The sequence below is a fragment of the Butyrivibrio sp. VCD2006 genome (assembly GCF_000423925.1).
Lineage (GTDB): Bacteria > Bacillota > Clostridia > Lachnospirales > Lachnospiraceae > Butyrivibrio.
In genome coordinates, this window is the sequence record NZ_AUIX01000009.1 from 25,448 (window position 1) to 50,613 (window position 25,166).

A 25,166-nucleotide genomic window follows, 5' to 3' on the forward strand; every position below is an offset into this window, starting at 1 on the left:
GACTGGAAGGATTTAAAAATGGAAAGAAGAAGAATAGTTGCCGGCAATTGGAAAATGAATATGACACCGGCTAAAACCGTAGAACTTATCGCAACACTGAGACCGCTTGTAGAATCTCTCGACGTAGATGTGGTTTTCTGCGTACCTGCAATTGACATTGTTCCTGCTATAACAGCAACACGTGGCACAAATATTGCAATAGGTGCTCAGAACATGTACTTCGAGGAGAGCGGTGCTTATACAGGTGAGATATCTCCTCAGATGCTTAAAGAAGCAGGTGTGAAGTATGTTATTCTTGGTCACTCAGAGAGACGTGAATACTTCCATGAGACAGACGAGGAACTTAATAAGAAGCTTAAGAAGGCATTCGAGCATGGACTCACACCTATCCTTTGCTGCGGGGAAACTCTGGAGCAGAGAGAAATGGGCATCACCCTTGACTTTATCAGAATGCAGATAAAGTCGGATTTAAATGGAATCCCGGCTTCAAAAGTAGAAGAAATGGTTATCGCTTACGAACCTATCTGGGCCATAGGTACTGGCAGAACCGCTACAACAGAGCAGGCTGAGGAAGTATGTAAGGCTATCCGTGACTGCATAGCTGAAATCTATGATGATGCGACAGCACAGAGCGTTCGCATCCAGTACGGCGGCTCTGTAAATGCAGGCAATGCGTCCGAGCTTTTCGCACAGCCTGACATCGATGGCGGGCTTGTTGGCGGCGCATCACTTAAGCCTGAATTTGGGAAAATAGTAAATTGCAAGTGACTTGTATTCTTTACAGGTGTAGATTTTCGGGTATAAAATAAATCAATTAAAATCGCTCAATTTCTTCTTTTAAGCCTTTTCAAATTATGATATATTTGAAAAGGCTTTTATAAATTAAAGTGATAAAAGTTATCTTATGTGTTCATCATGCACACGCGGTTCGACCGCAAAAGGAGGAAAGTAACATGTTGGAAAAAGTTTTCAAATTAGAGGAGCATAATACTACGGTGAAAACCGAGATTATTGCCGGTCTCACCACGTTCCTTTCGATGGCGTACATTCTCGCTGTCAATCCCAGTATTCTTGGCACAGTAATGAATCCCAGTGGTGTATTTGTTGCTACTGCTATTGCATCAGCCATAGCTACATTCTGTATGGCATTTCTTGCAAATTATCCTATCGCACTTTCTGCAGGTCTTGGTCTTAACGCATACTTTGCTTACACTGTATGTCTCGGAGAGCTTGCAAGCGAGGGAGAGAATGCTTTTAAAATCTGCTTAACTGCAGTATTTGTAGAAGGTATTATTTTCCTTCTTATGTCACTTGTAAAATTCCGTGAGAAGATCATCAACAGCATACCTCAGAACCTTAAGTTCGGTATTTCAGCAGGTATTGGTCTTTTCATTGCATTTATAGGTCTTAGAGGCGCTAATGTAGTAGTTCCTGACGAGTCAACAACAGTTGCTCTTGGTAGCTTTGCTGACGCTGATGTAGTTCTTTGCCTGATCGGTGTTGTTATCATAGTTGTACTTCAGCACTTCAGAGTAACAGGCTCAGTGCTTATCGGTATCATTGCTACATGGGTTCTTGGTATGATCGCTCAGGCTACAGGTTGGTATACAGCTGGCAATGTATTCCCTGATTTCTCAAACGGACTTCAGCTTGGCGGAATTGCTGACACAGCATTCAAGTTTGACTTTGGATGGGCAGCATCACACTTTGTTCAGTTTATAGCTATCGTATTCAGCTTCCTCTATGTTGATATATTTGATACAGTAGGAACAGTAGTAGGTGTTGCTGATAAGGCAGGACTTCTTGATGAGGATGGTAATCTTCCTAAGGTTGGCAGCGTATTCATGTCAGATGCTATCGGTACAGTTACAGGTTCATGCCTTGGTACTTCAACAGTAACAAGCTTTGTAGAGTCAAGTGCCGGTGTTGCTGCAGGCGGACGCACAGGTCTTACAGCACTTACAACAGGTGTTATGTTCATCGTATCACTTATTCTTAGCCCTATATTCCTTGCAATCCCTTCATTTGCTACAGCTCCTGCACTTATCTATGTAGGTATGCTTATGGTTTCAAGTGCTAAGAACATTACTTTTGATGGTGATGTTGCTGATACAATCGGTGCTTATCTTGCACTTGTTATGATGCCTCTTACATATTCAATAGCTACAGGTATCATGTTTGCAGTTCTTGCATGGGTATTAGTTAAGGTGCTCATCGGCAAGGCTAAAGAGGTTTCACCTGTTATGTGGATTGTATTTGCTATGTTTGCGGTTCGCATAGCTGCACTTATTACTAACTTCCAGTAATAAGAGGAATTATTAGATAAAGTAAAAACAGAGAGAGCGCACATCCAGTAGACAACCGATGTACGCTCTCTCTATCTGTATAAAAATCTCCTGTTTTAAATTATTCATCAGCCTGTAAGTTCGTCGGCTGCATCTATCATTGCCATTCGCTGCTCTGCCTGCATATTTTCATTGGCATCTTCATCAAAAGCTCTTTCGATATTATCACCGCTAAGCTCTGCTTTATTCTCGTTTTTAAGAGCTCTTACGATACCTTCACGGAATACTTGTTCATCATTTTCTTCCGTGCTCCGAACGTCACTATTTTTCTCCCTGTTTGAAATCTCATGGTCATAATCATAACGGGAGATATCACCTTTGATGTACATCTGACGCAGCTGCGCATCTGTATAAGAATCAAATGAATTCTCGATAGATTTCTTTGGAGCATTCATAGGATCTTTGGCAGCCGGTTTTTTAGGTTCCGGTGCAGTGTTCTTCTTTGCAAAGATATCTTCCTTTTTTGCTTCCTGGACGGGAGTTTCCTTTTTCTCGGAAATCCGGTCTTTTAACTTTTCTGTATTTTGCTTTAGCTCTTCAGCAGGAGAGGGTTTGCTTTCCTGCTTCTTCTGCATCTCATCCAAAAGCTTCTTTGCAGCTGAAGGTTCATTTGAAGGCTTTTCCTTCAATTCCTTAACGTCGCCCAGTTCTTCGTTTTCTTTTAACTTGTCTTGGGCATTTTTACTGGCCTGAGCGGTATCGCCATCTTTGGACACAGCAATAACATCTTCAAGAACCTCTTTAATGTGTTCTTTTCTGGAACTAGCAGTCTTGTTTTGTTCCTTTAATGTTTCTGCGGCTTTTGTGGTAGAAACAGTCACTGAGGGCTGGATTCGTTCATTACCGAAAGCCACTGTAACATTTAAATCTGCCATAGCAAACCTCCTGTCTCCCCACTCCCAACATCAAAAAGTATATAGAAACCTATATTGATTATACCACTTTTGTAATTATCTGACAACTTATATTATTGTCTGAAAATAATTTTCAAAACTTTTCAAAATAAACGAAAGTTTATTTCGAAACCCTATAAATAATTGACATAAACTTTTCAAAACAATAAAATAATAACGCATGATACGATTAAACTATACAGTCTGAAACGGAGGGAAAGCACATGTCCAGAAAAGCCACTATTACTCAGGAAGAAATTGTAAATGCGGCATTCAAAATAACCAAAAAGGAAGGTTTTGATCAGATCACATCAAGACGTCTGGCAGCTGCTGCAGGATGTTCAACGCAGCCTATCTTCAGAATTTATGAGAATATGGATGAGCTTAAAAAGGATGTAATTGCTAAGGCTGTTCAGACCTTTGAAGCACATTGCAGAGAAGCAAAATCAGCCCATGACACACCCTTCATCGATTTGGGACTTAGCTATATCACATTCGCACAAAAGCACCCTAATCTTTTTAAGCTGCTTTTCATATCCTCTGACGCAACTGAAGGTATGAGTATGTACGATATCGTTAACGGTTCTGATGAAAATGTTGTTCGTGAGGTATCTAAGGCTAAGGATAGAGGCGTTCCGGATGCTGAGCAGCTTTTCATGAAGATGTGGATATTTATTCATGGTGCCGGATGTATGGCAGTTACCGGTGATTTTGACCTTGAGGAGGCTGAATCTGTTTCAATGCTGGAGTCAGCATATGAAGCTTTCAGACTGTCTTAATTTTGGAGTAATTAGTATTTTATGAAGCAAGTTGCTGTAATTGGCTGCGGTGCAGCCGGAATGATGGCGGCTATTTCCGCGGCGAGTAGCGGAGCAGCCGTCACTATTTTTGAAAAAAATGAGAAGCCGGGTAAGAAGATATACATAACCGGTAAGGGCAGATGTAATGTGACAAATGCCTGCGATATTTCTGAGTATTTTGATAAAATACCACACGGTTCAAAATTCCTGTACAGTGCTCTTTATGGCTATGATAACGAAGCTGTAATGAGGCTTTTTCAGGATAACGGATGTAAGCTTAAAACCGAACGGGGTGACAGAGTCTTTCCTGTGTCTGACCATTCATCCGATATTATCAGTACTCTTGTGCGAATTCTGAAAAAGAGCAATGTAGAGATACGATATCAGGATGAAGTCCGCTGGATTCAGGTGGACGAAGAGGGTAAGGTTAAAGGCATTGTTTCCGAGGATTCAGGAATAAGCGAATTCGATGCTGTAATTGTATGCACCGGAGGCTTATCATATCCCTCAACAGGTTCAACGGGCGATGGCTACAAATTTGCCAAGGAGCTCGGGCATAAGGTTACAAAAACCACACCATCACTTGTTCCATATAATATAAAGGAGGAGTGGTGCAAGGAGCTGCAGGGATTGTCACTTAAGAATGTTGGAGTAAAGCTTGAGCAGATACCAGCAAGTGGTCCCGGCAAGAAAAAGAAATACGTATATGATGGATTCGGTGAGATGCTTTTTACTCATTTTGGAGTAAGCGGCCCACTTATTCTGACATCCAGTTGTTATTATGAAGAAACCGATAAGAAGGGAGAGAAGTATTCATATATAATACATCTCGATCTTAAGCCGGCACTCACTGAAGAACAGCTTGATAAGCGGCTTCAGAGAGAGTTTGAAAATGGCAAAAACAAGCAATTTAAAAATTGCCTGAATGCACTTTTTCCCTCAAAGATGATACCGGTTATGATAAAGCTTTCGGGCATTGATCCTGAGAAGCAGGTTAATGCTGTCACAAGGGGCGAGAGACTTTCGTTTGTATCATTGATCAAAAATCTCAAAATGGAAGTAGAAGGGCTTCGCGGTTTTCCGGAAGCAATCATCACACGAGGCGGTGTCTCAACAAGTGACATCAATCCCTCCACTATGGAGTCAAAAAAAATCAAAGGACTTTACTTTGCCGGTGAAGTCATAGATGTTGATGCTCAGACCGGTGGCTTCAATCTGCAGATAGCCTGGTCCACAGGACATCTTGCCGGAGAGTGTGCAGCAACTGATTGAAGCATGATTTAGAGAAAGCATTCCCTTTTGGTGGAAGGCGGCATGTAGTGCCGGATGAGGGGATTTTAATAAGCGAAACAGGAGAATAATAATGGGAAGTAGTATAGCTATAGACGGACCTGCAGGAGCAGGAAAAAGTACAATTGCAAAGATGGTATCCAAAAAGCTTGGATTCATCTATATTGATACAGGTGCCATGTACAGAGCAATGGCAGTACATATGATCAGAAACGGAGTATCCGGAGATGACAACGCACAGATAGAGAGTAATATCGATAGTGCTGATATTTCCATAGGACACGAGAATGGAGAGCAGGTTGTTTTCCTCAACGGAGAAAATGTAAATTCACAGCTTAGAACTGAACAGGTAAGTGCTATGGCATCCAAGACCAGTGCTAATGCCAAGGTCAGAGAAAAGCTTGTTGAACTCCAGAGAAAGCAGGCTATGACAACGAATGTTGTAATGGATGGAAGAGACATAGGAACAGTTGTCCTTCCTGACTCCGAGCTGAAAGTATATCTTACTGCCTCAGCAAGAGTCAGAGCAGAGAGAAGATATAAAGAGCTCATCGAAAAAGGAGAAAACTGTGATATCGATGAGATCGAAGCAGACATCAAGGAGAGAGATCACAGAGATATGACAAGAGAAAACTCTCCTCTTAAAAAAGCAGATGATGCGGTTGAAATCGATTCATCTTATATGACTATCGACGAAGTTGCGGATAAGATCATTTCACTTTACCAGGGGAAGTAATCATGGAAGTTATATTAGCTGAACACGCAGGCTTTTGCTTTGGTGTAACAAGAGCTGTAGATGTGGTCTATGACCAGATAAAAAAGAATAAAGGCAAAAAGATTTATACCTACGGACCGATTATCCATAACGAAACTGTTGTAGCTGATCTTGAGAAGCAAGGTGTCAGCGTTATAGAGGGCGTGGAAGAGCTTAAAAAGGTCACTGAAGGTATAGTTGTCATAAGATCTCACGGAATAAGAAAAGAAATCTATGAGATCATGGAAGCACAGGGACTTGAGTATGTGGATGCCACATGTCCCTTTGTAAAAAGAATTCATGACATAGTCGAGAAGGAAAGTGCAAACGGCAAGACAATAGTTGTGGTTGGAAGTGCAAAACATCCCGAAGTAGACGGCATTGTCAGCTATGCGACAGGTCCTGTTTTTGTTGTGGAATCTCCGGAAGAAGCGGAAAATTTAAAAGTTTCCGAGGGAACTGAGATATGTATTGTTTCACAAACTACATTTAATACAAATAAATTTCAAGAAACCGTTGATAAATTTTCAGATACGCGCTACAATGTTAATGTTGTGAACACTATTTGTAGTGCGACTGAGGAAAGGCAGACAGAAGCGGAAGCTATTGCCGCTAAAGTCGATGCTATGATAGTGATAGGCGGAGCGCACAGTTCTAATTCAAGGAAACTGTATGAGATATGCAGTAAGAAGTGTGCAAATACATATTTTATTCAGACACTGGATGACTTGCATTTAGAACTTCCTAAAGCGGTTAAACTAGTGGGTATTACCGCCGGGGCGTCCACCCCAAAGAACATTATCGAGGAGGTTCAGAATCATGTCAGAACAATCTTTTGAACAAATGCTCAATGAGTCGTTCAAAACAATTCATACGGGGGAGGTCGTTGAAGGCACTGTTATATCTGTGAAGCCTGATGAGATTATTCTTAACATTGGCTATAAATCAGATGGTGTACTTACTAAGAGCGAGTATAGTAACGATAACAGCATCGATCTGACTCAGGTTGTTAAGGAAGGTGACACAATGGATGTCAAAGTCCTTAAGACAAATGACGCAGACGGTCAGGTTATCCTTTCATACAAGAGACTTGCCCTCGACAGAGGTAACAAGCGTATCGAAGAGGCTTACAACAATCAGGAAGTACTTACAGCTAAGGTTGTACAGGTACTTGATGGTGGTCTTACAGTTGTTGTTGATGAAGTTCGTATCTTCATCCCTGCAAGCCTTGTATCAGACACATACGAGAAGGATCTTTCCAAGTACGAAGGACAGGAGATCCAGTTTGTAGTTACAGAATATAATCCTAAGCGTAGAAGATATATCGGTAACCGCAAGATGCTCATCACAGCTGAGAAGGCTGAGCAGGCTAAGAAGCTGTTTGAGACAATCGGTGTTGGCGATATCGTTGAAGGTGTTGTCAAGAACGTTACAGATTTCGGTGCATTCATCGATCTCGGTGGCGCAGACGGACTTCTTCATATCTCTGAGATGTCTTGGGGACGTGTTGAGAATCCTAAGAAGACCTTCAAGGTTGGCGATACTGTTAAGGTTCAGATCAAGGGTATCGATGGCAACAAGATTGCTCTTTCCAGAAAGTTTGATGATGAGAATCCCTGGAAGGATGCTGATTCCAAGTATGCTGTTGGTAACGAAGTAACCGGTAAGGTTGCTAGAATGACTGACTTTGGCGCATTCATCGAGCTTGAGCCCGGCATCGACGCACTTCTTCATGTTTCTCAGATCGCTAGAGAGCACATTGAGAAGCCTTCAGATGTACTTAGCATCGGTCAGGAAGTTACAGCTAGAATCGTTGATTTCAACGAAGCAGATCGCAAGATCAGCCTTAGCATCAAGGCTCTTACAGCTCCTGAGAAGGAAGAAGCAGAGGAGAGCGGTGACGTTGTATCAGTAGATATCGAGAAGGCTATCGCTGAGCAGGACGCTGAATAATCATTGATATTATAAAGACTGTCGCAAAAAGCGACAGTCTTTTTTACTTTATTTTGTTTATATTTATTTTATTTTACATAAAAACTGCCTTTGGTTATACTTTAATTATACTATAGTCTCTTCAGATGCACATTTTATGTGGGTGTGCATTATTCTGATTTGCAAAGAGGGGGTTCTAAAATGGCAGTTGATTATGAGTGGTTTAAAGGCGAGGTTTATAAACTTACAAAGATCGATCTTAATGCGTACAAAGAAAAACAGATGAAACGAAGAATTGATACGCTTATAGGCAAGACGGAATGTAAGGGGTATGACCAGTATATGGATCTGATTAAAAAGGATCAGACTGCAAGAGAAACCTTCATTACTTACCTGACAATCAATGTTTCTGAGTTTTTCAGAAATATCGATCAGTGGAATCTGATGGATAAGCAGATGGTTCCGGAGCTCATGAACAGATTTGGAAAGAATCTGAAAATCTGGAGTGCAGCATGTTCTACCGGTGATGAGCCATATACTATTGTTATGCTTTTATCCAATCATGTGCCTCTTAATCAGATCAATGTAATGGCATGGGATATAGATACCGTTGCCCTTGCGAAAGCGAGAGCAGGCGTTTATGACGCCAAGGAAGTATCAGGAGTCCCTGCGGACCTTAAGAAGAAATACCTCACTCAGGAGGGCGATAAATGGCGCGTTTGCGATGACATTAAAAAGCGCGTGAACTTTAAGCAAGCTGATCTGCTAAGAGAGCCTTATCCGAAGGATTATCATCTTATCGTTTGCCGTAATGTACTTATCTATTTTACTGAAGAAGCGAAGGACGAGATTTTCAGAAAGTATTATGCATCACTTGCTCCGGGCGGAGTATTGTTTATCGGTAGCACCGAGCAGATCATAAACTATAAGGAAATCGGATTTATCAGAAAGAGCTCATTCTATTACGAGAAGCCGATGTAAAAGTAATCACCAGGAGGATTTAGAGGTATGAAAAAAGGGGAAAAAATTTGGGGAAAAGCTTTATTTGCAATATTGTTTATTTTTGGATGCAGTCTGCTTACACCTTCAATGGGTGTAAGGGCTGCATCTTTGTACGGGAAAAACAACGAAGAGAAGATATTTTTCTTTTTGCGTGAAGAGATGGAATTCAATAATGCAGCATCCTGTGGAGTGCTTGCTAATATTGAAAAGGAGTCATCCTTTAGAGAGGATGCCCTTGCCGACAACGGAACAAGCTATGGGATATGTCAGTGGCACGCAGATAGAATGTCAAGACTACGTGCCTGGTGCGATGACCATGATTATGACTGGCGGGAGCTTGAAGGACAGCTTTACTATCTGGAATATGAGCTTAATACATATTATCCAAATACTCTATCGATTATAAAGAGTGTCAATAATTCAAAGTCCGGAGCTTACAATGCAGGACACGACTGGTGCTATTATTACGAGATCCCTGTTGACAGAGCGGAAAGAGCAAAGGAAAGAGGAAATCTTGCAAAAGAGAAGTACTGGCCCAAGTATAAGGGAGTTAAGGTAAAGCTTCATAAGGGACAAACCTATGTGACCGATAAGGGCATATTCAAAGCTACAGGAGACTTTGAAGTTGCTTTTAAGGGAATGGCTGATAAAGAAGCGACAGCTTTGGAGATACCTAATAAGGTGAGGATTGGTCATGTTACTGCCAAGGTAACTTCTATTGCTCCTAAAGCGTGCAAGGGAAATGAGATATTGTCTGAGGTGACAATAGGAACTAATGTTACTTCTATTGGAAAAAATGCCTTTAAAGGGTGCTCGAATCTTAAAGAGATAAGCATAAAATCCAAGAAAATAAAGACGTTTTCAAAGGGATGCTTTAAAGGAATAAGTGACGATGCCGTGTTTTATGTAAAGAAATCTGTAAAAAAGGAATATACAAAGATGCTTAAGAAGGTAGCACCGCAGGACATATCGATTGAAAAGTACTGATCATTTATGACTTATGAAGATGTATTTATAGTCTTTAGATTTTCATTTTTCTTATGAGGTGTGTCATATATGCATAGCAGGATTTATCTTATTTATTCGCTATTTATTTTTCTTATAGGGTTGGGGTTCATTATTGTAGGAGAGTTCAACAGACCTCCGAAGCCTGAGCTTAAGGATCCTAATTTGATAGGTCATGAAGACGAAGAGAATGAAGAAGGGGCTGAACCTGAAATGTCAGAGATTTCGGGTGAGGATATTCAGATGCCTGTTCCTGAACCGGAAGAGCCTACTATTGAGGACATTGCACTTGATACAGGTGTGGAAGGGGGAGTAGGAGAGAATGGCGAAGAAGGCGCCGAGGAGAATGCTGATGATAAATCCTCGGAGGAAGATGAGGATGCTGAACCTCCGATTTATGATGGTCATGAAGAAGAGAGAATTGAACTTATAAAAGAGAACTACATTGCGCAGGAGGCCTATGACAGTTCCAGATGGACTACCTATATAGGCTTTGCGTTCTGGGCTTTAGCTATCGTTTGCGCCATACTATATTTCAATTCATAATAGTTTTATATATAAAAAGCTAAAAAGAAAAAAGACCATAAACGAGAGAATACTCGTCTGTGGTCTTTCTTAATGAGCAGATATGAAATCTGCGTAAGGTCTACATTATGCTCTTATGGGCTTCCATGTGATTTCGTAGATGCTTTCCATAATCTTTCTAAGTTCTTCCTTCATGGAAAGGCATGCACTGTTCTCATCTGTATATCTCATAAGTCCGATCTTTTGCTTGTGATCCAAAAAATACACTTCCCAAAACTCTTTGTTTTTTGTCAGGCATATTCTTCCGTCGCGCTCTTTTCCAATCTTGTAAAGCTTGGATGGAACAAGATGGTCCTTGAAAAAATGCTTTAACTCTTTTGCTGTCATACTTCCCTCCTTAATAAAGCTTTTTATATTCCGGCCAGATTCGGTGCTTTGATTTGATTTTTCTGGCATCCCGTAACCGATTAAAAACTTATGTAATTTCAAAAACCCTCACATGTAGTATTGAAAACTACATATAATTTACCACAAAACCTTATAGTGTTCAAGTATATAAAAAGTCAAGCTAAATAATTACTAAAAAATAACAATATACAAACGCAATACTATTAATAATCATGAAAAGATTATCTTTTGGCAAAAATTTACATAATTTTTATAATTTTTTGATATTTTTATCCGATAATAGATATATCAAAAAATGATCACATTTGAGATTATTATTTTGTTGAGGGGGAATTGAATATGAGTACAACTAGGATAAGACTTTTGAAGTTTTACTTGATTGGCTGTATTGTCTTTATGGTATTTATTACCAAAGGTATTACAGTACAGGCAAAGACAGTTAACACTGGTGAGGTTGTTGAGTACATCAACGCGCTAAGAGTCGAGCTTGGATTACCTGCTCTTACAGTATCTGATTCACTAAATCAGGCAGCTGCGATAAGAGCAACTGAGCTGCCTGCGAGATTTGACCACACAAGACCGGATGGTAGTGCGTGGTATACCGCGGGTACCGGAGTTTATGGAGAGAATCTTGCACGTGCGGACACCGATGAGAAAAAGGGTACGCTGAACATTATGGCTGCCTGGTATAGAAGCCCATCACACAGAACTGTTCTTTTGACCGGCTTTACGCGTATAGGAATTTCCTGCTACGAGGATGAAAACGGGGTTGCCTATCTCGCCTGCGAGTTTGGTTACTAAATGCATATTACGCTGCTCTGCAATTTGGCAGAGCAGCTTTTTTTATGAAAAAATAATAATCTGGTTTTTTTTTTTATGACATAATTATTTGTATATAAACGTATTTTACTGAGGTATTCTTATGGGAAAAAGGGTGGTATCCGTTTTACTTAGTTTAATAATGCTTGTTACCCTCGCTTCTTGCGGTAATCTTGATGTTCCTCCTATGGATAATGATGGAGAAGCATCAAAGGAAGAGGGCGGCTTTGCTGTGCCTGATGATATACAAAGCAATAATGCGGAAATATTAGCATCCGGAGAAGATGAAGAGGCCGGTTTTGATACTTCCGGAATAGATACCTCAGAGCATGTTGTGATAACTTATCTGACAACAGGTGATAATCCTAAAGGGAAGGCAGCCGAAAGACTTCATGAAACAATAGCGGAGCTCAATGAGATACTTAACGAGGAAGTAAATGCTGAGCTGAATATTGAGTTTATTGAATGGGATAATTATCTTGAAAGCTATGATGAAAAGCTTGCGCTTCTTGATGGGAGCGTTGATCTGATAGGAGCCGCCACTGACTGGCTTGATGGATGGATAAATGTAAAGAAGGGGGTGTTCCTTCCTTTAACCACCAGTATGCTTAAGCGTTATGCACCCCGCACATATGAGTCTGTATCTGCTGATTACTGGGACATGTGTAAATACAATGATCAAATATATTTTATGCCTGAGGACAATTATACTCAGTGGACTAATCATGGATTTATTTACAGGCAGGATCTGGCTGATGCACTGGGGCTTGAAGATGGAATCCACAACTGGGAAGAGCTTACTACATATCTTGAGAATGTAAAGAGTGTTGATCCGGATCTTAAGGAAGTGTGGGATGCGGATGGAACTCAGTATTTGAATATGGTTGACGGGTGGCTGACCTCACATACGGATTTTGTCCCAATTCAGGGTATATGTGCTTCAAATCTGTGGGGCGGAACAATTGATGATCCATATACACTCGTCGTGCCGGTCATGATGGATAAAACCACACTAACAGAATATGCAAGGCTGATGAAAGAGTGGAATGCAGCCGGAGTATGGCCGCATAATGTCATGAATAATACAGACGCTGATAACAGAGATGAATATAGGGAAGGAAAGGTCGCGGTTGAACAACATCACACTCAGACCTATGCCAACTTATGTTCACATCTTGAGGAAAATACTGTTTATAGTGAAAACCCGGATGCTAAATCAGGCTTCTTCTATTTTGGAGAGGAAAATGGAAATCTTGTGGCTCCTTTGATAACCCATGGGGCAATGGCAATATCAGCGGGATCACTGCATCCTGAACGTGCTCTGATGGTTTATGACCTCCTGAGAAATGATTCGCGCTGCTATAGACTTATGTGTTATGGGATAGAGGGCGTTTCATATTCCATAAATGAGCAGGGGCTTCGTGATAAGCCTGAGGACTATGATCCGGAATCGGACAACATTTATGATATTACCAATTTCTGGTGGGGAAGAAATGATAATCTTGAGATTCGTGATACCGAAACCAATTGGGATATCGTGGATGAATTATATGCTTCGTATGAGAAGAAAAAAATTGATTACCCATATGGCCAGTTTGTTCCCGACGAAAGTGAGATAGAGGGCAAAATTGAAAAGTGTAATCAGATCTACAGCGAATACATGAAAATGATATCCTACGGCCAGTATGAAGGGACGGCAGAGGATGTTATCACAAGGCTGCAGGATGAGCTTGCGCTCGAGGGAATCGATGATGTCACAGTCGTTCTTCAGGAGCAGCTTAATGAACTTTACAAATAGTGGCTAAAAAAGCACTATTTCACGTTGAAATTAATAAGTATAACGCTTAGAATATAAATTAAGTGATTACATAGTCAGGTTTTACCAAGCTTTGTGCACATCTTAAGTTCTGAATTTCAGAACATCAATAAATTCTATGAAAAAAGAGAGAGGGGAATTTAATATGGCTCAGACAAATATGCTGGCTATGATCCTTGCCGGGGGCAGGGGAAGCCGACTCCATGAGCTTACAAACAAGGTTGCAAAGCCTGCTGTTGCATATGGAGGAAAATATCGCATTATTGACTTTCCGCTTAGCAATTGTGCTAACAGCGGAATTGACATTGTCGGTGTACTTACTCAGTATGAGTCTGTATTGCTCAACAGCTACGTTGCAGCCGGCGGACGTTGGGGACTTGATACCAAGGATAGTGGAGTGTTCGTTTTAACTCCCAGAGAGAAGGCGGATTCAGGTCTTGACGTTTATCGCGGAACAGCTGATGCAATTTCTCAAAATATCGATTTTATCGATGCCTATGATCCGGAGTATCTTCTTGTTCTTTCCGGAGATCACATTTACAAAATGAATTACGATAAGATGCTCAGATTCCACAAGGAGCATAATGCGGATGCAACTATCGCTGTTCGTGGCGTGCCTAAGAAGGAAGCCAGCCGTTTTGGTATCATGAATACCGGCGAGGACAACCGTATTATCGAATTTGAGGAAAAGCCTGCAAAGCCTAAGAGCAACCTTGCGTCCATGGGTATCTATATCTTCAATTGGAAGACAATGCGCAAGATGCTTATTGAGGATATGAAGAATCCCGATTCAAGTCATGACTTTGGTAAGGATTTTATTCCTGTAATGCTTAATCAGGGCAAGGGACTGTATGCTTATGAGTTCAAGGGCTATTGGAAGGATGTCGGAACTATAGATTCACTTTGGGAAGCTAATATGGATCTTCTTGATAGCGAGAATGAGCTTAATCTGGATGACACCAGCTGGAAGATATATACAGAGGATGTCGGTATGACACCCGCTTATATTGCATCAAGTGCCAAGATAGACAGAGCATATATAAATCAGGGCTCAGCTATCGGAGGTGAGGTAAAGAACTCAGTCATTTTTGCAGGAGTTAAAATTGGACCGGGGGCAAAGGTTACAGATTCTGTATTAATGCCTGGAGTATCTGTTCTTGAAGGAGCTACAGTTACAAGAGCACTTGTGGCTGAGAACGTTCGTATAGGGAAAAATGCAACCGTTGGAAACAAGAAGAGTGAGGAAATCCTCCTTGTTGCAAAAAGTGTAAAGGGGGATGATAAATAATGGCAGAACATAAGGCATTTGGCGTAATCAACTCCGCTTCAAATTACATCAGAGTTGAAGGACTTCACGATTACAGACCTATTGGAGCATTTTCATTCCTTGGAAGATTCAGGGTTATCGATTTTCCTATCTCAAATATGAGCAACAGTGGTTTTGACAGAATTCAGGTTTGCTTGAATTCAAGACCCCGCTCAATTGTTGAGCATATAGGTTCCGGAAGGCACTATAACATTAACTCCAAGCGCGGAGCTATTCAGATGTTCTTCACTCAGAACAATGGTGCTAATTCGATCTATAACACGGATATAAATGCTTATCTTGAGAACCTTGAACAGATCGAGCGCATGCCTCAGGAATATGTAGTTGTAGCACCAAGCTACATGATCTACAAGCAGGACTATCAGCAGCTTCTTGAGGAGCATGTTGCAGCAGGATCGGATATCACACTTCTTTATCATAAGGTTGATCAGGCTAAGGAATATTACAGAGCATGTAATGTGGTAACCCTTAATAAACAGAAGGGTATCGAGTCAATAGAGCGCAACATGGGTACTGCCAAGGAAAGAAATATCAGCATGGATACCTATGTTATGAGTAAGCAGATATTCCTTGACCTTATAAAGAGATCAAGAAAAGAATCCTCAGCTTATTCACTTGCAGATATGGTTGCTCTTTCCTGCAAGGATCTCGACATAAGAGGCTTCCAGCACAAGGGATTCTTTGCAGCAATTACAAGCCTTGATGACTACTACAGGGCAAATATGGAGCTTCTTGAGTATAGTACATCCATGGAGTTCTTCAGACCTGAATGGCCTATCTATACCAAGACAACTGATGCTTGTCCTACACAGTACTTCCATGGAGCAAAGGTTACAAACTCTATGATTTGTAATGCCTGCCTCATCGAAGGTACAGTAGAGAACTCCATCATCGGACGTAATGTTCACATCGGTAAGAATGCTGTTGTCAGAAACTCCATAGTTCTTGCTTACAACAACATTGCTGAAGGTGTACACATTGAAAACGCCGTAATTGATAAATGGGCTGATATCAGAAACGTTAAACGTGTAGTTTCCGATTCTGTAACACCTGCTTATGTAAAGAGAAACGATATATTATAATTTTCAAAACTTAAACCACACATGGAACTTTCTTTATGATATTATGGAACACGAAGTGTTTATAAGTAATCATTTTCAGGAGGTTTCCATGGGTGGTTTTTTTGGCGTAGCATCGCGTGATAGCGCAGTTTTTGATTTGTTTTACGGAACAGATTATCATTCTCACCTCGGCACTCGCCGGGCGGGTCTTGCAGTATATGACAGGAAAAAAGGTTTTGACCGTTCCATACATAATATTGAGAGATCATATTTCAGACCAAAATTTGAAGAAGATATGCTAAGAATGGAAGGACATTTGGGAATCGGCTGTATTTCAGATTTTGAGCCCCAGCCCCTTATTGTTCGTTCACATCACGGCACATATGCAATAACAACTGTTGGTAAGATCAATAATATAGATGAGATAACCAACAAGCTTTTTGCGGATAACAGGTCGCATTTCCTTGAGATGAGCGGAGGAGATATCAATCCCACAGAGCTTGTGGCATCCATCATTAACCAGAAGGTGACTATTGTTGAAGGTATACGATATGCGCAGGAAATCATAAAGGGATCAATGACGCTCCTTCTTATGACTACTGAGGGTATTTATGCCGCCAGAGACAGATTCGGAAGGACACCTGTACAGATAGGCCATAAGGATGAAGGGTATTGTGTTTGCTTTGAGAGCTTTTCATACCTGAACCTTGGATATGATCCATATAAGGAACTTGGGCCGGGAGAGATAGCCTTCATAACTCCCGAAAGCGTAGAGATTGTGGCACCTGCATTTGATGATATGCGAATCTGTACATTCCTCTGGATTTACTACGGTTTCCCTGCATCCTGTTACGAAGGCCTCAATGTTGAGAATATGAGATACGGCTGCGGCAAAAAGCTTGCTCAGCGCGACATGCAAAGAGGGCTTCATCCTGATCTTGTTGCAGGTGTGCCAGATTCAGGTGTTGCGCATGCCATTGGATATTCCAATGCTTCCGGTATTCCCTATTCAAGACCCTTTGTAAAATACACACCTACTTGGCCCAGATCCTTTATGCCTACAGTTCAGTCACGAAGAGACCTTATTGCCAAGATGAAGCTTATACCTGTTAATCAGCTGATAAATAACAAGAGTCTTCTTCTTATCGATGACTCAATTGTGCGTGGAACACAGCTTCGTGAGACTACAGAGTTCCTCTATAAGAGCGGCGCTAAGGAAGTTCACATTAGACCTGCCTGCCCTCCGCTTATTTATGGATGTAAATATCTCAATTTCTCACGTTCCAACTCCGAGATGGAGCTTATTACAAGACGTGTTATTGAGAAGCTCGAGGGCTATCCGAAGCCGGGCGAAGAGACTGTGCGCAAATACACAGATCCCGACTCTCCTCAGTATGATGCTATGCTCGAAGAGATAAGGAAAGAACTCAATTTCACATCACTTCACTACCACAGATTAGACGATATGGTGGAAGCGATACCTCTTGAGCCCTGCAAGCTTTGTACTTACTGTTGGAGTGGTAAGGAATAAGCGTAAAAGTCAGATAAATACTAATTGTGTAAGATTCAATATGTGATTTTCACTATAATAATCAGATATTTTTGACACATATCACCAAAAAGCGCTTAAATACGTGAAAATTCGACTTTTTTTATCAAAAAAGGCTTGTTTTTAGGCATTTCGGGTGCTAGTATAGTCCATGTAGTTAAATTTTCTTATATTTGGAGGAAAACAATTATGAACAAGACAGAATTAGTAGAAGCAATTGCAAAGGAGACAGGTCTTTCTAAGAAGGATTCTGAGAAGGCTGTTAAGGCTTTCGTTGACGTTGTTTCAAAGCAGCTTAAGAAGAAGGATAAGGTTCAGCTTGTTGGCTTTGGTACTTTCGAGACCACAAAGAGAGCAGCAAGAACAGGTAAGAACCCTCAGACAGGCGAGAGCATCAAGATCCCTGCTTCTGTAGCTCCTAAGTTCAAGGCTGGTAAGGCTCTTAAGGATCTTGTTAATAAGAAATAATTAAACTTCATAGAAGGCCGGTAGTCATTGACTACCGGCTTTTTCAATTAATAAAATAGTGATAAAAATTATATTATAAATGGTTTTAGTTTGTTGTTTTGAAAAAGAATTGTAGTTAAAATAGTAGTATGTTATAGCAAAAACAATTCACTTGGAGGGTATGGAAAATGTTTAAAGACGGTAAGGTTTGGGCTGCTACAACCGGAAATGGGAATAATCTGTATCTTTTGCCAAAAATGGCTAACAGACATGGACTTATAGCAGGTGCTACCGGATCAGGTAAGACTGTTACGCTTAAGGTTTTGGCTGAGTCATTTTCAGACATGGGAGTTCCGGTATTCCTGGCTGATGTCAAGGGTGATCTTGCAGGAATGATCCGCGAAGGCTCCGGAATGGAAGAGAGAATTGAGCGCTTTTCTCTTGAGGGCACCGGCTACGAGTATAAGAAATATCCGGCTACTTTTTGGGACCTTTTTGGCGAAAAGGGCATACAGCTTCGCACCACTGTTTCTGAGATGGGGCCTATTCTGTTATCCCGTATTCTTGGTCTAAATGACCTTCAGAGTGATATCCTTACAATTGCATTTAAAATAGCTGATGACAATGGGTGGTTTTTGTTCGATACAAAGGATCTGAAGGCACTCCTTAATGAGCTATCCGAAAATAATAAGGATTATGCTGCAGACTATGGCAAAATGAGTTCTGTTTCTATCAGTGCTATCGTCAGAAGTATAGTTGCGCTGGAGACACAGGGCGCCGATATCTTCTTCGGAGAGCCTGCGCTTAATCTTACAGACTGGTTTACGACAGATACAAACGGCAAGGGAATGATCAATATCCTTGATTCTGAGAGCCTTATCAATAATGGCGTTCTTTATTCAACCTTCCTTCTCTGGATGTTGTCTGAGCTTTTTGAGACACTTCCCGAAGTTGGTGATATGGAAAAGCCTAAGATGGTATTCTTCTTTGATGAAGCACATCTTCTTTTCAAGGATACCTCCAAAGCACTCCTTGATAAGATTGAGCAGGTTGTAAAGCTCATAAGATCTAAGGGTGTTGGTGTCTATTTTATAACACAGAATCCAAGAGATATTCCGGATGGTGTTCTTGCCCAGCTTGGAAATAAGATACAACATGCACTTCATGCGTATACTCCTGCGGATCAGAAGGCGGTTAAGGCTGCTGCTGAGTCCTTCAGGGAGAATCCTGAGTTTAAGACCTTTGACGCAATAATGGAGCTTGGAACAGGAGAAGCTGTAGTGTCCTTCCTTGATGAAAACGGCACACCAGAGATTGCACAAAGAGCATTCATTCTACCGCCTATGAGCAAAATTGGAGGCATAGATGATACTGACAGAGAAAATGCTATAAAGGGCAGTCTTTTGTACAGCAAATACGCTAATGCGGTCGATTCTGATTCTGCTTATGAGATGCTTCAGAGAAAGGGCGTCCTTGATGCTGAGGAAGCTGCAAAGGCAAAGGCAGAGGCTGAAGCAGAGAAGGAAAGACAAAAAGCAGAGGCTGCAGAACTTAAGGCTAAGGAGAAGGAAGAGGCTGCTAAGATCAAGCAGGAAGAGAGAGAAAAGGCTAAAGCTGAGGCTGCCAAGAAACGCGCGGCAAAATCAGTTGCATCTACAGTCAGCGGAACTGTAGGACGTGAAGTGGGAAAAGCTGCAGGAAAGAGCTTTGGCAAATTCGGCAAGACTCTTGGCGGAAATATAGGAGCCAGTCTTGGACGAGGTATCATAGGCACCCTGTTCAAGATGTAATTATTGGCTTGATATTATGATTACAAAATTAAAGCCTTCTCCCCAAAAGGGGAGCAGGTGTCAGCGAAGCTGACGGATGAGGGGTCTTCATGTGGTTCTTAATACCAACAGCATTATTTTTAACAGCTGCTTCTCTGGCAGTGAAATTCAAAGAAAGCATATGTGATACGATAGCCATAACAGGTGCAATGCAGATACTTGTGTTGTACCTGCTGGCTATTTTTAGAGGACTAAAATATATCTATGGCATCTCCGCGGTGGTTATAGTGCTCTTTGGAGTTTTTGTTTTTATGGAGCATTGCTCCATGGCAGAGTCAGTGACAAAGAAAATTGTCAGCATAAGCATCCACAAGAGAGTACTGAGGCGTAGTCTTAAGGCTCTATGTACTCCTTCTGTCATCGTGTTTGTTCTTGTGCTTGCTGCTGTCACTTATCTTACAAGAGACCAGATTTTTACCTGGTGGGATGATATTAATTTTTGGTCTTCAGATGCAAAACAGATATATTATCTTGGCGGCTTTTCCGGTAAATATGGAAATGTATCTCCGGAATTTGGAGACTATCCGCCGGTTACTTCACTTGCCAAGTGGATATTTTTGCAGATAAGCCCCTCAAAGTATATGGAAGGACTTCAATTTGCAGGCTATTTTGCATTCAATGCGGTATTTCTTATGCCATTCGTAAGTCCTGTAAGGGAGAGATTTTCTGCTCCTTTTACAATTTTGGCATTTCTGATTCCCGGAATAGTAAGCGGAATCATTTTCTATGGAACTCCTGCTGATATTACTATGGGCATAGTTTATGGGGCACTTCTGTTCGCAATCTGGGATAAGGATAATCACACAGATTTATTCTATTACGGGAGGATTGCTCTTTATACAGCTGTACTGCTTCTTACAAAATCAGTTGGAATTGAATGGGCACTATTTGCGCTATTGTTCTATTTCCTTTTGGGCTATAAAGAAAAAGGAATCATTTTTTCAATTTTCTTTTCAGCTTCTTTTTACGGAAGCTGGTTGTTCTTCTGCCTGTTAAACAGAAGAGTTGCCAAGGCTACAGGCCTTGGAATCAAGATGGCTACAGGCTCCTACAGCGTGCCTGCCAATGCTCTTGAGAAAGCAAAATACTTTTTCCTGGGGCTTTGGACTATGCCAATGCATGCCGACCACAACATAACCCTTGACCTTCCGATAGGTGTTATGATTATAATTATTTTTGTTGCGCTTGTTGCTATGCTTAAATTTGGGCTTTTAGAGTCTTCTGAGAAAAAGCCTTTTGCGTTATTCCTTATAGTTTCAGCGATTGTTTCATATCTGATCATTTTTATTGCGCACATATCACTTTTCCAGGCGGAGGATCAATACCTTGATGCATTTGCCATGACAAACTCTACCACAAGGTATGGAGCGCCATTTACTATTGGAGGTTTATATCTTTTGGCCGGCATTGCGCTGACGAATGCAGGGAAATCTCAAAGAACCGCTGATGAAAAGAGAGCGTACATCATTTATGCCGTGATCGCTGGCTTTATACTGCTTACAGCAGACTATAAAGGACTAAATTACTATCTGTTTGAATATCGGGATTCTCTTGCTGAGAAAACAGAATACAATCAGGCAATGATAGATGATGGCGGTCAGATGTTTTTTGAAAGTGTGTATGGACATAGAGATCTATGGGGGCACAGAGTCCTCAATATGCGCAGCGGTGAGGCGAATCATTATTTTCACGACGCATATATCAGTAAGGAAGTATCACCTGTTCCTGCTGTCTATGATACCCTGACTAATGATGATGGAATAGGAAGTATCACTGACAAGATACTTCGAAGTCATGCTGAATATCTCTTTGTGGAGGAGCCTGAGGCAGAGACTGATAATGCAAAGGAGATGTTTGATAGTATGACTGAAGGGAGTGAGCCCTTCGAATTTTGGAAAATATATAAGATAGATAATACCGGAGATGGTATAAGACTGTCTAAGGTTTATCTGTACTAAAGGTTAAAGATGGAAAATAAAACGATACCGATAATAGTACCGGCATACGAGCCGGATGAAAAAATGATAAAGCTTTTGGAGGAACTTAGGAATGCAGAGCTTTTTCCTGTAGTCATCGTTGATGATGGATCTGACAAAAGCACTTACGGACAGCTTTTTGAAAAAGCAAAGTCAGAGTTTGGAGCAGTAATTCTAAGACATGCGGTAAATATGGGTAAGGGAAGATCCCTTAAGGATGCTTTTAATTACTGTCTAAATGAATACCCCGACCTTGGAGGCGTTATTACCGCAGATTCTGACGGACAACACCGGGTACTGGATATAAAAAGAGTCAAGGATGAGCTTATGGAGTTTCCGGATGCGCTCGTTCTTGGTTGCAGAGACTTTGATGAAAGCGGTATACCTGCAAGATCGGTTTTTGGAAATAAAACAACAAGCAAGGTGATGGGATTACTGACGGGAGTTAAGGTCAGTGATACTCAGACTGGACTTAGAGGTATTTCCCCTGAATTCATGAAGTATCTTCTTAATGAAAATGGCGAGAGATATGATTTTGAAACAAACATGCTTCTTGCAACCAAGTATCAGGGAGTCCCGATAAGGCAGGTTTCCATAGAGACCATTTATATCGAAGAGAATAAATCAAGCCATTTCAGGCCTATCAGGGATTCTATCATGATATATGCATTATTCTTCAAGTTCGTGGTATCATCCCTTTCTTCAAGTGTAATTGATATGCTTGTGTTTGCGCTTTTCTGCAGACTTCTCAGGAATACCGAGGGACTTGTTATTGGTTATATAATGCTCTCAACTATCCTGGCCAGAATCATATCAGCTACCTATAATTTCATGGTCAATTACAAAGTGGTATTCAAGGGGAAGGGTAATAAATTCTTCTCTGTCGTTAAGTATATACTTCTTGCGATTGTGATCGTACTACTGAGCGGATATGGAGTTACCTTCATTCATGGCTTCTTCAGTACCGTGCCTGAAGTATATGTAAAAATCCCGGTGGATTGTCTGCTATTTTTACTCAGCTTCGTGATACAACGGGAATTTGTGTATAAGTAAAAGTTTTTGGGGATAAAGAATGGATAACAGAAGATATAGAAGGAACAGGCGGAAGAAATCGAAGACCTATTATGTGGGGATGATGGTGCTATTTATATTTTGTGCCATGTATATGATAATGTATCCGCAGTTTGGCGAGGTTTCGCATAAGCCGGATACTAATACACCTTCGCAGACAGAGGAATATGAACCTGCCGAGAATTCTGCACAGGTATTGACAAGCTCGGATGACAGCGAGGCCCAGAGTGCCACGCAGGCAGCAATTGCTGCTATAGAGGAAAAAGAACAGGAAGTTCAGGAGGATGAGGCAGAACAAGAACAGGAGGAACTCTTAGAGCAGGAAGAGCAGGAAGTCAAAGAGAGCGAGTCAGATCAGGATAAGCAGGAAGCTCAGGCGTCGCAGAAAACATACCGTTTCAGATATCAGGACAGGCTCACGGGACACTATGAGAAGCATGGTATAGATATGGGATTTTCCTCAGAAGCTGAGTATCTGGCAGGTGCCAATGCTCTAATAAATAATCCTGAGGCGCTGCATAAGACTGAGGCTGAAGATGGCGATGATATTTATTACCTTGAAGCAACGAACGAAATTGCTTTTGTTTCGACAGATGGCTATATAAGGACCTATTTTATCTGTTCAGGCAAGGATTATTATGACAGACAGTAATGGGGCAATATAACTAATACCCCTTACGTCATATGCATTATTTATAAAGTAATTATAAAGAGCGGGATATCTTTATTTAGTAAAAATTAAGAACCTTATTTCGTCTATTCTGATAAAATATTAAGTGTGAGATTAACGTTGTAACAGTCGGACTTTACTTATTTTTGAGGAGGACAATATGGATAAAAACCAATTCTCCCGTGCTAATCAGCGAGCGTTTGTAGTATGCCTTATTATCGTGGCTACTGTTGGACTCGCTTTTTTATTTGAAGGAGTAACCAAGGGTTTTTCCGGAGGCAGAATAGTAGAGCTTTTGGCAGTTGTCATGAGTATTATTGTTATGGCAGTGGCGATGGCTAAATTCCGTGAAGAAAAATTAGGATCAGCCATGATAATGCTTGGAGCCACTGTTACCTTTGTGGTAGTCATGATCGTGGAAAACCAGTTGTTCTACGTTATGTTCGGACTTCCGATTCTTGTTTGCGGAATCGTCTACATGAACAGGCGAATAATTATCGGAGGAAGCTCGGTAATCCTCCTTATGTATGTGATCACGGCAATGCGTGTCCTTTCTACAAATGAAAGATCCTTTACTGAAATCGGACTTACCGGTGTTGCAACGATTCTTATCATACTTGCGGCATACTATACAATGAGTCTTCTTTACACATTCAATGAAGAACATGTTACTTCCCTTGAAGAGAGTGCAAAGGCTCAGGAAGCAGCAAGTCATGATATGGGTAAGATTGCCAGAAGAATTGCAAAGCATTTCGATGAAGCACAGGGAAGTATTTCCGAACTTGAGACAATCATTGAAAACACAAGCTCCGGCATGAAGGATATTGCAAGCTCTACTGAGAGCACAGCCAATGCTGTTACAGATGAGGCTCAGAAGGTAGCGGAGATCAGAGAACAGACTCAGGTTGCTGATTCGCAGCGTCAACAGATGATAGAGGCATCTAACAACACGAAGGAAACAGTTGCGGATGTTGCAAAGACGATAGAGGTCCTAAGAGACAAAGCGAGAGGTGTTCGCTCGGCCAGCCAGATTACAGCTGAATCCACAAAAGCTGTTATCAACAAAGTGGAAGACGTCCAGAAAATCCTCGGTTCTATCATGGCGATTTCAAAGCAGACAAATCTGCTTGCCCTGAATGCTTCAATTGAGGCTGCAAGAGCAGGTGAGGCAGGAAAAGGCTTTGCGGTTGTTGCTGATGATATTAGACAGCTTTCGGAACAGACTAACAATGCATCCAGTGAGATCACAAAGATTATCGGAGAGCTGACAGAGGATGCCAACAAAGCGATGGAGAGTATCGATAACACGGTAGAATCTGTTGAACAGCAGAATCAGGTTATCCGCGATACGGCATCATCCTTTGAGACAATCAATAATAATGTTGAGGATCTTATCGAGAAGATAAGAGATATCGGAAACAGCATGGAGCTCATTGATAACTCAACAAATGAGATCAATGACAATATTTCCAATCTTTCCGCTACCAGCGAAGAGGTTGCTGCTCTGTCAAATGATGGTCTTAAAAACGCAAGAGAAGCTGTTTCAAAATTTGAGAGCTTTAGGAAATCACTTGATGGAATTTACAAGCAGGCACAACGCCTTAAGGAAATCAATTTTGATACGGATGACTCAGATGATGATTGAAT

At 41.2% G+C, this 25,166-nt stretch carries 23 protein-coding genes; 21 read left to right on the plus strand and 2 right to left on the minus strand.

All coding sequences use genetic code 11. The annotated features are described in order from the left end of the window. Nucleotides 1–18 precede the first annotated feature (18 nt). Both tpiA and G586_RS0105930 read left to right on the plus strand, forming a co-directional pair. Nucleotides 19–768 (plus strand): triose-phosphate isomerase, encoded by a 750-nt coding sequence (gene tpiA / locus G586_RS0105925; protein WP_026527005.1) that lies wholly within the window; start codon nt 19–21, stop codon nt 766–768. 188 nt (nt 769–956) lie between these two features. Next, complete coding sequence (locus tag G586_RS0105930) at nt 957–2,306, plus strand: NCS2 family permease (protein WP_026527006.1); 1,350 nt, start codon at nt 957–959, stop codon at nt 2,304–2,306. A gap of 107 nt (nt 2,307–2,413) precedes the next feature. Here the strand turns inward: G586_RS0105930 and G586_RS0105935 are convergent, their stop codons facing one another. Further along, complete coding sequence (locus G586_RS0105935) at nt 2,414–3,220, minus strand: hypothetical protein (protein ID WP_026527007.1); 807 nt, start codon at nt 3,218–3,220, stop codon at nt 2,414–2,416. Between the two features lie 242 nt (nt 3,221–3,462). Here G586_RS0105935 and G586_RS0105940 point away from each other — a divergent pair, with 242 nt between their 5' ends. The 8 genes from G586_RS0105940 to G586_RS0105975 all read left to right on the plus strand — a co-directional run bounded on the left by G586_RS0105940 (nt 3,463) and on the right by G586_RS0105975 (nt 10,567). Continuing rightward, complete coding sequence (locus G586_RS0105940) at nt 3,463–4,017, plus strand: TetR/AcrR family transcriptional regulator (RefSeq protein WP_026527008.1); 555 nt, start codon at nt 3,463–3,465, stop codon at nt 4,015–4,017. A 21-nt stretch (nt 4,018–4,038) separates the two neighbouring features. Next, nucleotides 4,039–5,310 (plus strand): NAD(P)/FAD-dependent oxidoreductase, encoded by a 1,272-nt coding sequence (locus tag G586_RS0105945; protein ID WP_026527009.1) that lies wholly within the window; start codon nt 4,039–4,041, stop codon nt 5,308–5,310. Between the two features lie 91 nt (nt 5,311–5,401). Continuing rightward, complete coding sequence (gene cmk / locus G586_RS0105950; protein ID WP_026527010.1) at nt 5,402–6,064, plus strand: (d)CMP kinase; 663 nt, start codon at nt 5,402–5,404, stop codon at nt 6,062–6,064. A gap of 2 nt (nt 6,065–6,066) precedes the next feature. After that, the gene (ispH, locus tag G586_RS0105955) at nt 6,067–6,921 is read left to right on the plus strand and encodes a 4-hydroxy-3-methylbut-2-enyl diphosphate reductase (RefSeq protein WP_026527011.1); all 855 of its coding nucleotides are present in this window, start codon (nt 6,067–6,069) and stop codon (nt 6,919–6,921) included. After that, nucleotides 6,902–8,035: a 30S ribosomal protein S1 gene (rpsA, locus tag G586_RS0105960; protein ID WP_026527012.1), complete on the plus strand. Its 1,134-nt coding sequence runs from the start codon at nt 6,902–6,904 to the stop codon at nt 8,033–8,035. Before ispH ends, rpsA begins: the two co-directional genes overlap by 20 nt. A 180-nt stretch (nt 8,036–8,215) precedes the next feature. Then, the gene (locus G586_RS0105965) at nt 8,216–8,995 is read left to right on the plus strand and encodes a CheR family methyltransferase (protein ID WP_026527013.1); all 780 of its coding nucleotides are present in this window, start codon (nt 8,216–8,218) and stop codon (nt 8,993–8,995) included. Between the two features lie 27 nt (nt 8,996–9,022). Then, the gene (locus G586_RS0105970) at nt 9,023–10,003 is read left to right on the plus strand and encodes a phage tail tip lysozyme (protein ID WP_026527014.1); all 981 of its coding nucleotides are present in this window, start codon (nt 9,023–9,025) and stop codon (nt 10,001–10,003) included. Nucleotides 10,004–10,072: 69 nt separating this feature from the next. Beyond that, nucleotides 10,073–10,567 carry a hypothetical protein gene (locus G586_RS0105975; protein ID WP_026527015.1) on the plus strand — a complete coding sequence of 165 codons (495 nt, stop codon included), beginning with the start codon at nt 10,073–10,075 and terminating at the stop codon, nt 10,565–10,567. A gap of 105 nt (nt 10,568–10,672) precedes the next feature. On the opposite strand, the gene G586_RS0105980 is transcribed toward G586_RS0105975, so the two are convergent. Then, nucleotides 10,673–10,933 carry a hypothetical protein gene (locus G586_RS0105980; protein ID WP_026527016.1) on the minus strand — a complete coding sequence of 87 codons (261 nt, stop codon included), beginning with the start codon at nt 10,931–10,933 and terminating at the stop codon, nt 10,673–10,675. 360 nt (nt 10,934–11,293) lie between these two features. On the opposite strand from G586_RS0105980, the gene G586_RS21920 reads away from it, so the two are divergent. From G586_RS21920 to G586_RS24700, 11 genes are all read left to right on the plus strand, one after another. Then, entirely contained in the window at nt 11,294–11,755 is a 462-nt protein-coding gene (locus G586_RS21920; RefSeq protein WP_051204602.1) for a CAP domain-containing protein, read from the plus strand. A 121-nt stretch (nt 11,756–11,876) separates the two neighbouring features. Next, entirely contained in the window at nt 11,877–13,571 is a 1,695-nt protein-coding gene (locus G586_RS0105990; protein WP_026527017.1) for an extracellular solute-binding protein, read from the plus strand. Nucleotides 13,572–13,734: 163 nt separating this feature from the next. Then, complete coding sequence (locus G586_RS0105995) at nt 13,735–14,877, plus strand: glucose-1-phosphate adenylyltransferase (RefSeq protein ID WP_026527018.1); 1,143 nt, start codon at nt 13,735–13,737, stop codon at nt 14,875–14,877. Then, nucleotides 14,877–15,998, plus strand: a complete 1,122-nt coding sequence (gene glgD / locus G586_RS0106000; protein ID WP_026527019.1) for a glucose-1-phosphate adenylyltransferase subunit GlgD — start codon at nt 14,877–14,879, stop codon at nt 15,996–15,998. The genes G586_RS0105995 and glgD overlap by 1 nt, the downstream gene beginning before the upstream one ends. Nucleotides 15,999–16,086: 88 nt before the next feature. Next, nucleotides 16,087–17,508 carry an amidophosphoribosyltransferase gene (locus G586_RS0106005; RefSeq protein WP_026527020.1) on the plus strand — a complete coding sequence of 474 codons (1,422 nt, stop codon included), beginning with the start codon at nt 16,087–16,089 and terminating at the stop codon, nt 17,506–17,508. 207 nt (nt 17,509–17,715) lie between these two features. Then, complete coding sequence (locus tag G586_RS0106010; RefSeq protein ID WP_022761419.1) at nt 17,716–17,994, plus strand: HU family DNA-binding protein; 279 nt, start codon at nt 17,716–17,718, stop codon at nt 17,992–17,994. A 167-nt stretch (nt 17,995–18,161) separates the two neighbouring features. Further along, a complete protein-coding gene (locus G586_RS0106015; protein ID WP_026527021.1) occupies nt 18,162–19,763 on the plus strand; it encodes a helicase HerA-like domain-containing protein in 1,602 nt (533 codons plus the stop codon). Nucleotides 19,764–19,852: 89 nt separating this feature from the next. Beyond that, nucleotides 19,853–21,760 carry a hypothetical protein gene (locus G586_RS0106020; RefSeq protein WP_026527022.1) on the plus strand — a complete coding sequence of 636 codons (1,908 nt, stop codon included), beginning with the start codon at nt 19,853–19,855 and terminating at the stop codon, nt 21,758–21,760. Between the two features lie 9 nt (nt 21,761–21,769). Beyond that, nucleotides 21,770–22,831, plus strand: coding sequence for a glycosyltransferase (locus G586_RS0106025; protein WP_026527023.1), 1,062 nt, complete (start codon nt 21,770–21,772; stop codon nt 22,829–22,831). Nucleotides 22,832–22,850: 19 nt separating this feature from the next. Next, nucleotides 22,851–23,501, plus strand: a complete 651-nt coding sequence (locus G586_RS24695) for a hypothetical protein (RefSeq protein ID WP_051204603.1) — start codon at nt 22,851–22,853, stop codon at nt 23,499–23,501. Between the two features lie 178 nt (nt 23,502–23,679). Further along, nucleotides 23,680–25,164 (plus strand): methyl-accepting chemotaxis protein, encoded by a 1,485-nt coding sequence (locus G586_RS24700; RefSeq protein ID WP_051204604.1) that lies wholly within the window; start codon nt 23,680–23,682, stop codon nt 25,162–25,164. Nucleotides 25,165–25,166: the final 2 nt, after the last annotated feature.